The sequence below is a fragment of the Pseudomonas sp. 9.1(2019) genome, assembly GCF_009910445.1.
GTDB classification, from domain to species: Bacteria; Pseudomonadota; Gammaproteobacteria; order Pseudomonadales; family Pseudomonadaceae; genus Aquipseudomonas; species Aquipseudomonas paraversuta.
The window spans coordinates 312443-323055 of sequence record NZ_VBWF01000003.1; the positions used below are offsets into that span (position 1 = coordinate 312443).

Sequence of the window (10613 nt, forward strand, 5' to 3'; positions counted from 1 at the left end):
CTGTGGGAGCTGGCTTGCCAGCGATGCACCCCGGCGTTTGCCATCGCGAGGCAAGCTCGCTCCTGCCGAATGCGGGGTGTTGCTAGCAGCCCCTGTGGGAGCTGGCTTGCCAGCGATGCGCCCCGGCGGTTGTCATCGCGAGGCAAGCTCGCTCCTACAGAGTGCGAGGTTTTGCTAGCAGACCCCTGTGGGAGCTGGCTTGCCAGCGATGCACCCCGGCGTTTGCCATCGCGAGGCAAGCTCGCTCCTGCAGAATGCGGGGTGTTGCTAGCAGCCCCTGTGGGAGCTGGCTTGCCAGCGATGCACCCCGGCGTTTGCCATCGCGAGGCAAGCTCGCTCCTACAGGGTGCGGGGTGTTGCCAGCGATGCAGAGTTTTACTTCTGTGTGCCGTCATCGTGCAGCAGGTTGGCCTGGGTCAGGTTGCTGCCCGCCGGTACGCTGCGGGTCAGCCACACATTGCCGCCAATGGTCGAGCCCTGGCCAATGGTGATGCGCCCTAAGATCGTCGCCCCCGCATAGATCACTACGTCATCTTCAACGATTGGATGACGTGGATGACCTTTTTGCAGCTGGCCTGATTCGTCTGCCGGGAAACGCTTGGCACCCAGGGTCACCGCCTGATAAATCCTCACACGTTCGCCGATGATCGCGGTTTCTCCGATCACAACGCCTGTTCCGTGGTCGATAAAGAAGCTGCGGCCAATCTGCGCCCCCGGGTGAATGTCGATGCCGGTGGAAGAGTGGGCAATTTCTGCGCTGATCCGTGCCAGCAAGGGCAAGCCTGCGCGATACAGATGATGGGCCAGGCGGTGATGGATCACCGCCAGAATCCCCGGATAGCACAGCAGCACTTCATCCACGCTGCGTGCCGCCGGGTCGCCGTGGTAAGCGGCCAGAACGTCGGTGTCCAGAATGCTGCGCAGGCCGGGCAGCGCCAGGGCAAAATCCTGAATCAGCAGCGTTGCACTCGCATCCACACCCCCATCGGGCAGGCCGCCCTGGCGCGCCGCGTAACGCAGCTCCAGTCGGGCCTGAGTCAACAATGCGTTGAGCGCCACATCCAGGGTGTGGCCGACGTAGAAGTCTTCACTTTCCTCGCGCAGGTCCACCGGGCCCAGGCGCATCGGAAACAATGCCCCGCACAGGGCTTCAAGAATATCGGCCATCGCCGCGCGCGACGGCAGCTCGCGGCCTCCCTGTTCACCACTGACGCGCCCGTTTTGCGTGCGCCACTGGTTTCGTGCCGTTCGTAGCTGGCAGACGATGGTTTGCAATTGCCAAGGATTGGAACGATCACTCACGATGAATACTCCGCACGCTGGCGGCTGAATTGAGCAGCCGCGAATTGGCAATTATTTTACGGTATCAAAGCGTTTCAGATACGGACAATTGCGGCTTAACGCCGACGATGACGCCAGGCGCGCCAGCCCACCCCGATGATGATCAGCAACGCCAGCCCGCCAAGGATCACCAGGCTCAGACTGTTGTAGCTGAACAGCGGTTTTTCGATCCGCATATAGCCGGGTTCGGCAAACAGCTCGTGCAGAGCCGCATTGGCCTGCTTGAGGCTGATGGCTTGCAGCTGTCTGGCCGGGTCATAAAAGTGACCATCATCGTAGTCACCCAGCGAAGCCCAGTAATAATCGGCCAGCGCGCTGTTGCCTTGGACGGCCCATGCCTGACGGGCAATGGCGGCATTTTTGAGGCGAGCAAAAACCTCAGGGTCCAGCCCTTCTTTGAGCAGTCGGGTCTTCAGTTGCTCTACAACCTGGCGTGCTTGCGCTACATCGTCGCGGTCAAGATCGGCGTTGAGGCTTAAAAAGCCTACGCCACCGAACACCTCGCGCTCGGCCCAGGGGCCGTAAGACAAGCCGTGCTTGAGCCGTAGCTCGCTGTACAGCGCCCACTCCAGATAATCCCTGAGCAGGTCCCAGGTTTCATCGCTCTGGCCTTCGATGACCGGCTCCGGCAACAGCCAGTGCAGTTGCACGGTGTCGCCGACCACGCCGCGCAGCAGGTCGCGTTCGGGCTCGGCCTTGGCTGCGATTGCCGCCAAAGGTTTGTGTTCGGTGGGCTCTACCGGCTCCAGGGCGCCATAGGTGCGCTCCAGGTACGCCGGGAGCAGGCGGTCAAGATCCCCCACGATGATCAGCGTCATGTTGTTGGGGGCATACCAGTTCTGGCGTACGGCTTCCAGTTGCTCACGTGTCAGATTATTTACTTGCGCGCGCTCGGCGCATTTGAGCCCCAGCTCAACCGCCAGTTGATTACTGGCGCTGTGGCCCAGGTCCTGGCGGTCGAGCCAGCGCTGCAAGTGCGAGTAATGGCCACCGTCTTCGCGCTCGACCACTTGTTTGGCGTCGTTGATCCGCTGCTCGGTGAATTGTGTGCGGGTGAGCAGGCTCAGCAACAGGTCGAGAATCTTGCGCTGGTTTTTGGCCGGGGCTTCGATCACGAAGGTGGTGTCGGCATGGCTGGTGAAGGCGTTCCATTCACCGCCCAGCGCTTGCATGCGCTGCTCCAGGCCGCCTTCACCGGTGTCGTCGACGCCGCTGAACAACAGGTGCTCCAGCAGGTGCGGCAGTTGTTGATCGGCGCAGCTGAAGTCGTCCAGGCCCACGCCCACCACTAACCGGATGGCCACATGTCCGCGTTCGGTACCGGGTTTGAGGATCAGTTGCAGGCCGTTGGGCAACTGGTAGCCCTCCACGCTGTAACGATCGAGGGCAAAGCTTGGGACAGTACCCAGCAGCAGGCAGATGAGCAGCAGGCAACGCATAAAAAATCCCTGAATCCTTGTTGGGGTAGTGCAGCAGTCGGTGCAGGTTAGTCGCTGCTTACAGACTGACAACAACCCGGCGCGCAACGTTCAAGGCAAATGCGGGGTGTCATCCGCGTCATCCAGTTCCAGCGCCCCGATATCGGCTGTTTCCAGCACCGCATAGGCGCTGCCGCAAAACAGCGAATTAAGGCGTTTCATGTCTGCGATCAGCTCCAGGTGCACTGAACTGGTCTCGATGCTCTGGGTGATCTTGCGTTGCAGGCGGTTGACGTGGGCGTGGGCCAGGCGCCGTTCCTGGGCGCGGAAGCGGCGTTTTTCACGCAGTAGCTGGCGCGCACTTTGCGGGTCGCCATTGAGGAATACGGTCAGCCCCAGACGCAGGTTTTCGATCAACTGGGTTTGCAGGCCCACCAGTTCTTCCAGGCCCATTTCCGAGAACGAGCGGCGTTGCGAGGTTTTCTGCTGCTGGACTTTACGCAGCATGCGTTCGATCAGGTCGCTGGCGAGTTTGAGGTTGATCGCCAGCTCGATAATTTCTGCCCAGCGGCGGCTGTCCTGTTCGCTCAAGTCTTCCCGGGGCATTTGTGCCAGGTAGAGTTTGACCGCGCTGTACAGCACCTCGACTTCATCGCTCAGGGTGCGCATCTGCTGGGTCACGGCCGTTTGCTTGCCCCGCAGTACGTCAAGGGTGTTGACCAGCATGGTGTCGATCAGGTCGCCGATACGCAGGGTTTCGCGCACCGCGTTGGTCAGTGCCAGGCTCGGTGTGTCGAGTGCAGCAGGGTCGAGATGGCGCGGCTTGATGGCGCCGTTGGCTTGCTCGCGTTCAGGCAGCAGCCAGGCGCAGATTCGCGCCATCAGCCCTACGGTAGGCAACATCAAGAAGCAGCGCACGGTGTTGTAGAGCAAGTGAAAGCCGATGACCAGTTCCTGTGCGCTGTAGTTGAGGCTGTCCATCCAGGCCACGAGCGGATCGAGCACGGGCATGATCAGCAGCAAGCCGATCAACTTGTACAGCAGGCTGCCCAACGCCACCTGACGCCCGGCGGTGTTTTGCATGTTGGTGCTGATGAGCGCCAGCACGCCGCTGCCGATATTGGCACCGATCACCAGGCCGATCGCCACGTGCAGACTGATTACCCCGGCACCGGCCAGGGTTGCGGTCAGCAGCACGGCGGCCAGGCTGGAGTAGGACACCATCGCGAACAGGGCACCGACCAGGGCATCGAGCAGCAGGTCGCCGGTCAGCGAGGCAAAAATCACCTTTACCCCTTGGGCATGGGTGATGGGGCCGGCGGCTTCGACTATCAGTTGCAGGGCCAGAATGATCAGGCCCAGGCCGATCCCGACCCGGCCCAGCTGCCCGGCACGGGTTTGCTTGCGCGACAGGAAGAAGATCACCCCGAGGAAAATCAGCAGCGGTGACAGCCATGACAGGTCGAAGGTCAGCACCCGTGCCATCAAGGCCGTACCGACGTCGGCGCCGAGCATGGTTGCCAGCGCGGGAGTGAGGGTCATCAGCCCCTGGCCGACAAATGAGGTGACCAGCATCGCGGTGGCGTTACTGCTCTGCACCATGGCCGTGACCACAATACCGGCGACAAAGGCCAGCATGCGCTTGGACACGTTCTGCCCGATGACATGACGCAGGTTTGTGCCGTAGACCCGCAAGATGCCGGTACGCACGATATGCGTGCCCCAAATCAGCAAGGTCACGGCGGAAAGCAGGTTGAGCAGGGTCAGCATGCTGGCTCCCTGTAAAGGATGTACCTAAGGATCAAATAGCTGCGGATCATTCCTACAGACGTTTCTTAAGCTGTAGTCGGCAATTGAGCTGAGCGCCAGCATCGCATAGCTCGCGAGGTCTTGAAACATTTCTGAAACATTCGCCCGGTCCAGGCACCTGTGGGCGCCGGCTTGCCAGCGATGGCAGCACCTCGGTCTTGCGGATAAACCGAGCTGAATCTATCGCTGGCAACCCGGCCCGTGCCGGGTCAGAGGCTGCTGTACAGCGGGAATGTCCCCAGCAACAGGGCCGCCACCATGATGCACAGGCACACCAGTACCGCCCATTTGAGGGTGAAGCGCTGGTGGTCACCGAATTCGATGCCGGCCAGGGCTACCAGCAAGTAGGTGGAGGGCACCAACGGGCTGAGCAAGTGAACCGGCTGGCCCACGATCGAGGCGCGGGCCATTTCGGCGGCCGTAATCCCGTAGTGGCTGGCGGCTTCGGCCAGTACCGGCAACACGCCGTAGTAGAACGCATCGTTGGACATGAAGAAGGTGAACGGCATGCTCACCAGTGCGGTAATCACTGCCAGATAAGGCCCGAGTGCCGGCGGGATCACGGCCAGCAGGCTTTTGGACATGGCGTCGACCATGCCGGTGCCCGACAGGATGCCGGTGAAAATGCCCGCGGCAAAAATCAGCCCGACCACTGCCAGTACGCTGCCGGCATGGGCTGCGACGCGATCCTTTTGCTGTTGCAGGCAAGGGTAATTGACGATCATCGCGATACTGAACGCGACCATGAACAGCACGGGCAAAGGCAGCAGGCCGGCGATCAGGGTGACCATCAGCAGCAGGGTCAAGGCACCGTTGAACCAGATCAGTTTTGGCCGGCGGGCGTCCGGGAACTGCGAGACGCTGATTTCGCTGTGATCAATTTCGTCGCCCTGCAGGTGCAACTCGCCCAGGCGTGCGCGCTCACGCAGGCCGTAGAACCAGGCAATTGCCAGGATGGCCACGCAGCCTGCCAGCATCGCTGGAATCATCGGCACGAAGATGTCCGAAGGGTCGACATGCAAGGCGCTGGCGGCACGGGCGGTCGGGCCGCCCCAGGGCGTCATGTTCATCACGCCCCCGGCCAGAATGATCAAGCCGGCCATGATTCGCGGGCTCATGCCAATCCGGCTGTAGAGCGGCAGCATGGCGGCCACGCAAATCATGTAGGTGGTCGCGCCGTCGCCGTCGAGTGAGACCACCAGCGCCAGTACCGCGGTGCCCACGGCGATCTTCAGCGGGTCGCCTTTAACCAGCTTGAGGATCTTGCGTACGGCGGGGTCAAACAGCCCGGAGTCAATCATCAGGGCAAAGTAGAGGATGGCAAACATCAGCATCACCCCGGTGGGGGCGAGTTTGGTGATGCCTTCGAGCATCATCGGGCCGATCTTGGGTGCGAAGCCACCAAATACTGCGAACAGGATGGGTACCAGGATCAGGGCAATCAGCGCCGACAGGCGCTTGGTCATGATCAGGTACATGAACGTAATGACCATGGCAAAGCCAAGGAAGGTCAGCATAAAAGTCACCGTTGTTATTGTTGTTTATTGGGCGCTGGCAGCGATGGGGGTGCTGTCAGGCCGGCCGGTCTGTTGCCGGAGGTGACGGGATGCTAGAGGGGAATTCTTTCAGCCAGCTGTCGCCGGTGAATATTCTGACGCGGGGACCTGATCCTGCAGGAGCGAGCTTGCTCCTGCAGGTATAGGGGGGGCAGGTATTAATCCAGCTTGAGGACTTTGGCCAGGACGATTTTTGGGCCTTTCATCTTTTTGATGATGATGCGCAGGCCTTCAACTTCCAGCTTCTCTTCTTCTTCCGGCACCCGCTTGAGGGTGTCGTAGATCAGGCCGGCAATGGTCTCGGCTTCGATGTGGTCAAGGTCGACACCCAGCAGGCGCTCGATTTTGAACAGTGGCGTGTCGCCGCGCACCAGCAGTTTGCCGGGCTGGTACGACAGAATGCCGCGCTCGGCCTTGCGGTGTTCGTCCTGGATGTCGCCCACCAGTACTTCCAGCACGTCTTCCATGGTCAGGTAGCCAACCACCTTGCCGTCTGCTTCTTCCACCAGGGCAAAGTGCGCGCCGCCCTTGCGGAACCGCTCCAGCAGCTGCGACAGCGGCATGTGGCGCGATACACGCTCCAGCGGCCGGGTCAGCTCTTCCAGGTTGAAGGTCTCGGGCAAGTGCTCAAGGTCGGCCAGTTCCAGCAGCAGGTCCTTGATGTGCAGCAGGCCCAGGAAGGTGTTGCTCTCGGCGTCGTACACCGGATAGCGGCTGAACTTGTGGCGACGGAACAGCGCCAGGATTTCTTTCAGCGGCGCCTTGGAGTCCAGGGTCACCAGGTCTTCGCGGGAATTGGCCCAGTCGACCACTTCCAGTTCGCCCATTTCCACTGCCGAGGCCAAGACACGCATGCCCTGGTCGCTCGGGTCCTGACCGCGGCTGGAGTGCAGGATCAGCTTCAGTTCTTCACGGCTGTAAGCGTGATCGTGATGGGCGCCGGGTTCACCCTGGCCGGCAATCCGCAAAATGGCGTTGGCGCTGGCGTTGAGCAGGTAAATCGCCGGGTACATGGCCCAGTAGAACAGGTACAGCGGCACGGCTGTCCACAGCGACAGGGTCTCGGGTTTACGGATGGCCCAGGATTTGGGCGCCAGTTCACCGACCACGATGTGCAGGTAAGAAATGATGAAGAAGGCGGCAAAGAATGACACGCCCTTGATCACTTCGGGCGACTCGACGCCCATGGCGCCCAGTACAGGCTCCAGAATATGGGCGAACGCCGGTTCGCCGACCCAGCCCAGGCCCAGCGACGCCAGGGTGATACCCAGCTGGCAGGCAGAAAGGTAAGCATCGAGCTGGTTGTGTACGGTGCGCAGGATCTGTCCGCGCCAGCCGTTCACGTCCGCGATGGCCTCGACCCGGGTCGAGCGCAGTTTGACCATGGCAAATTCCGCCGCAACGAAGAAACCGTTGAGCAAAACCAGGACCAGTGCAAAAAGAATCATGCCGAAGTCGGCGAAGAGTGTGGCGAGGGTCAAGCCAGGGGAAGGGTCCATGATGGAGTTTTAATGGTTCCGTTGTTTCAAAAAATGGGGAGGTTCGAGTCTGCTACGCAGACTGACGCCGAGCAATGTAGCGGCTGAGGCGGCCCTTGCCTAGTGGGTAAAGGCCATGGCGGCTAGTCGGTCAGTGGCGGGAGGCCGGGTTTTGTCACCTGCGCCGGGGCGAAATGGCAGGTAAAAGTGCTGCCATGTCCCAGCACGCTGTTGATTTCCAGGCTTGCTCGATGGCGCAGCAGCACATGCTTGACGATGGCCAGGCCGAGCCCGGTACCGCCGGTGCTGGCGTTGCGGCTGGAGTCGACACGGTAGAAACGTTCGGTCAGGCGCGGCAGGTGTTTATTGTCGATGCCCACGCCCGAGTCCTGCACGCTAAGGTGCGCCCCCGCGGCGTTGGCCCACCAGCGGATTTTCACACTGCCGCCATCGGGGGTGTATTTGACCGCGTTGAATATCAGATTGGAAAAAGCACTGCGCAATTCGGCTTCGCTGCCTTTGAGCGCCACATCGGCCTCGATCTCCAGACTGATGGTCTGGTTGCGTTGCCCGGACAATGCCTGGGCATCCCCCTTGATCGAGCGCAACAGGGTATCGATGGCCACCGGCTGGTTGTCCGAGGGGTAATCCGTGGCTTCCAGCTTGGCCAGCAGCAGCAGGTCATTGAGCAGGGTCTGCATGCGCTCGCCCTGTTGCTGCATTTGCGAAAGCGGACGTTTCCAGCGCGGGTTCACGTCATCGACATTATCGAGCAGGGTTTCCAGGTAACCGCAGATCACCGTCAACGGGGTGCGCAGTTCGTGGGAGACGTTGGCGATGAAGTCTTTGCGCATTTGTTCGAGCTGGTGCAGGCGGGTGACGTCGCGCACCAGCATCAGGTGTTCGTTGTTGCCGTAGCGGGTGATGTAGAGCTGGATGCGCAGGTGATCATTGATCGGCGAGGGGATATCCAGCGGCTCGGCATAGCTGCCCTGCTCGAAGTACTCCTTGAAACGCGGGTGGCGCACCAGGTTGCTGACCGGCTGGCCGCTGTCTTGAGGCGTTTTAAGGCCCAGCAAGGTCTCTGCGGCGCGGTTCCACCACTCGAGGTTGCCGTCGCTGTCGAGCATGATCACAGCGTCCTTGAGGGCTGCCGTAGACTCCTGCACGCGATCGATGACCGCTTGCAGGCGCCCGCGTGCCCTTTGATCACGGCGTTGCAGGTGGTAAATGCTGTCAAACACATCGCCCCACAGGCCATAGCCGTCGGGGGGCGCTTCATCGGGTTTGTGCTGGCGCAGCCATTTATGCAGGCGCAGCAACTGCTTGAGGGTCCAGCCCAGATAGAACGCCAGGCCGATTGCCATGCTCCAGCCGTAATAACCACTGATCAGCCCGACCAGCAAGCAGCCGGCGACCAGAAGCAGCAAATGACGAATCAGAGTGCCATGCCAATTTTGATTCAAGATCACAAGTCCAGTTGTGAGCTGCAAGCCTCAAGTTACAAGCGTCAAGCCAGGAGCCAGACAGCTCCGGACCTTCAGGTTGCAGTTGATGACGTGCTGCTGCTTTTAAGCTTTGGTCGAAAACCGGTAGCCGGTGCCGCGCACGGTTTGTACCAGATTTTCGTAAGCCTCGCCGAGGGCTTTGCGCAGCCGGCGGATGTGAACGTCCACGGTGCGCTCTTCCACGTACACGTTGCCGCCCCACACCTGATCGAGCAGTTGGCCGCGGGTGTAGGCACGTTCCTGATGGGTCATGAAGAACTGCAGCAGGCGATATTCGGTAGGGCCCATCTCGGCAGGGGTGCCGTCGATGGTGACGCGGTGGCTGATGGGGTCGAGCAGCAAACCGCCAATCTCAATGGGTGACTCACTGTCGGCAGGTCCGGCACGGCGCAGCACGGCTTTGAGGCGGGCCACCAGTTCACGGGGCGAGAACGGTTTGGTGATGTAGTCGTCAGCCCCGACTTCCAGGCCCTGGATCTTGTTGTCCTCTTCACCTTTGGCGGTGAGCATGATGATCGGGATGTCGCTGGTCAGCTCTTCGCGCTTGAGGCGGCGGGCCAGTTCAATGCCGGAAGTGCCGCCGGGCAGCATCCAGTCCAGCAGGATCAGGTCCGGTTTGCGGTCAACGATGATGGCATGGGCATCCTGGGCATTATCGGCTTCAAGGCAGTCGTAGCCTGCCATTTCCAAGGCTACTGCAATCATTTCGCGGATCGGTGCCTCGTCATCAACAATCAAAATGCTCCTGCCAGCCATGCCTTAATCCTCGTGTCATTTAACTGTCTTGTGGCGCATTAGATAACGGAATTATTGCAGTCGTGTGACAGTCCTGGGTGTTGCCCACGGGATGCAGGTTACTGAACTACGCTTTGAGTTCAAATCGTACAACCACAAAAGGACGATTCCGATGATTCGCAGCTCTTTTTCCCTGAAAGCTTTAGTGGTCGCTGCTGCATTGGCCCTGCCGGGCCTGGCGTTCGCGGCTGATCCGGCAATGGCCAAAGACGGCATGCTGGTCGACCACAAAGGCATGACGCTCTACACCTTCGCCAAGGATGCGGACGGCAAATCGATGTGCAACGACAAATGCGCCACCAACTGGCCGCCACTGATGGTCGAGGGCAACCATAACAACATGGGCAAGTGGACCATGGTCAAGCGTGATGACGGCACCCAGCAATGGGCCTATGACGGCAAGCCGCTGTACACCTTTGTCATGGACAAGCAAGCCGGTGACAAGACTGGCGACGGCAAAATGGACGGTGCGTGGAAAGTGGCCAAGCCCTGACCCGCATACTCCTCTGCCCCTGCAGGAGCGAGCTTGCTCCTGCAGGTTGTTTCCAGCCATAAAAAAACCTCGCCTCCTTTGCAGGAGGCGAGGTTTTTTATGGCGCTGTCTTATGCCGCTGTGGGCGATTTCGGACGGCGTACATCAGGTTGTTTCCAGGACTCGGCCGAGGCTTCGTCGATGGCTTGCTGAATCGCCTTTTTGCGGTGTTCTTC

General features: G+C 60.5%; 8 protein-coding genes and 1 pseudogene. 1 reads left to right on the forward strand and 8 read right to left on the reverse strand.

The features are described 5' to 3' along the window. Positions 1-375: 375 nt before the first annotated feature. The 7 genes from epsC to phoB form a co-directional block, all read right to left on the reverse strand. Positions 376-1302 carry a serine O-acetyltransferase EpsC gene (gene epsC / locus FEZ21_RS04525; RefSeq protein WP_160626521.1) on the reverse strand — a complete coding sequence of 309 codons (927 nt, stop codon included), beginning with the start codon at positions 1300-1302 and terminating at the stop codon, positions 376-378. Positions 1303-1397: 95 nt separating this feature from the next. Beyond that, positions 1398-2780 (reverse strand): pitrilysin family protein, encoded by a 1383-nt coding sequence (locus tag FEZ21_RS04530; protein ID WP_003437558.1) that lies wholly within the window; start codon positions 2778-2780, stop codon positions 1398-1400. 90 nt (positions 2781-2870) lie between these two features. Continuing rightward, positions 2871-4529 carry a Na/Pi cotransporter family protein gene (locus FEZ21_RS04535; RefSeq protein ID WP_003437547.1) on the reverse strand — a complete coding sequence of 553 codons (1659 nt, stop codon included), beginning with the start codon at positions 4527-4529 and terminating at the stop codon, positions 2871-2873. Between the two features lie 248 nt (positions 4530-4777). Next, complete coding sequence (locus tag FEZ21_RS04540) at positions 4778-6085, reverse strand: CitMHS family transporter (protein ID WP_003437544.1); 1308 nt, start codon at positions 6083-6085, stop codon at positions 4778-4780. Positions 6086-6282: 197 nt separating this feature from the next. Beyond that, positions 6283-7623, reverse strand: coding sequence for a hemolysin family protein (locus FEZ21_RS04545; RefSeq protein ID WP_003437542.1), 1341 nt, complete (start codon positions 7621-7623; stop codon positions 6283-6285). A gap of 122 nt (positions 7624-7745) precedes the next feature. Beyond that, a complete protein-coding gene (phoR, locus tag FEZ21_RS04550) occupies positions 7746-9074 on the reverse strand; it encodes a phosphate regulon sensor histidine kinase PhoR (RefSeq protein ID WP_177412991.1) in 1329 nt (442 codons plus the stop codon). A gap of 99 nt (positions 9075-9173) precedes the next feature. Beyond that, positions 9174-9866, reverse strand: coding sequence for a phosphate regulon transcriptional regulator PhoB (gene phoB, locus FEZ21_RS04555; RefSeq protein WP_003437538.1), 693 nt, complete (start codon positions 9864-9866; stop codon positions 9174-9176). 151 nt (positions 9867-10017) lie between these two features. On the opposite strand from phoB, the gene FEZ21_RS04560 reads away from it, so the two are divergent. Then, positions 10018-10398 (forward strand): hypothetical protein, encoded by a 381-nt coding sequence (locus tag FEZ21_RS04560; protein WP_003437533.1) that lies wholly within the window; start codon positions 10018-10020, stop codon positions 10396-10398. Positions 10399-10508: 110 nt separating this feature from the next. On the opposite strand, the pseudogene FEZ21_RS22590 reads toward FEZ21_RS04560, so the two are convergent. Further along, positions 10509-10613 (reverse strand): annotated as a pseudogene (locus tag FEZ21_RS22590) (putrescine ABC transporter permease PotI); the annotation flags it as partial.

What these genes read in the sequence shown, in the direction of transcription:
- phoB (WP_003437538.1), bottom strand. Translation starts at nt 9,866, where the DNA reads ATGGCTGGCAGGAGCATTTTGATTGTTGATGACGAGGCACCGATCCGC.
- FEZ21_RS04540 (WP_003437544.1), bottom strand. Translation starts at nt 6,085, where the DNA reads ATGCTGACCTTCCTTGGCTTTGCCATGGTCATTACGTTCATGTACCTG.
- FEZ21_RS04560 (WP_003437533.1), top strand. Translation starts at nt 10,018, where the DNA reads ATGATTCGCAGCTCTTTTTCCCTGAAAGCTTTAGTGGTCGCTGCTGCA.
- FEZ21_RS04530 (WP_003437558.1), bottom strand. Translation starts at nt 2,780, where the DNA reads ATGCGTTGCCTGCTGCTCATCTGCCTGCTGCTGGGTACTGTCCCAAGC.
- FEZ21_RS04535 (WP_003437547.1), bottom strand. Translation starts at nt 4,529, where the DNA reads ATGCTGACCCTGCTCAACCTGCTTTCCGCCGTGACCTTGCTGATTTGG.
- FEZ21_RS04545 (WP_003437542.1), bottom strand. Translation starts at nt 7,623, where the DNA reads ATGGACCCTTCCCCTGGCTTGACCCTCGCCACACTCTTCGCCGACTTC.